This window comes from Providencia sp. UF-224 (genome assembly GCF_058245955.1).
Genome location: NZ_JBSICC010000138.1, coordinates 1 through 270, shown reverse-complemented (window position 1 = coordinate 270; position 270 = coordinate 1). Strand labels below are relative to the sequence as shown.

1 pseudogene is annotated in these 270 nt (G+C 45.6%); it reads right to left on the bottom strand.

The features are described 5' to 3' along the window. Positions 1–270 (bottom strand): annotated as a pseudogene (locus AC4IFO_RS23195) (elongation factor 4); the annotation flags it as partial.

Sequence of the window (270 nt, the reverse complement as noted above, 5' to 3'; positions counted from 1 at the left end):
GTGACCCGTTTTTAATACGGATCAACGAAACAACGCCTAAATAGTTATCAAACCAAGAGTCAATAATTAGTGCTTGTAATGGGGCATCCACATCACCAACTGGTGGTGGGATCTCCTTAACAAGGCGTTCAATCACATCCTGAACACCAATGCCCGTTTTTGCAGAACAGCGAACGGCATCGTGGGCGTCAAGGCCTACAATGTCTTCAATTTCATCAGCAACTCGCTCTGGGTCTGCTGCTGGCAAGTCAATCTTGTTTAAAACAGGAA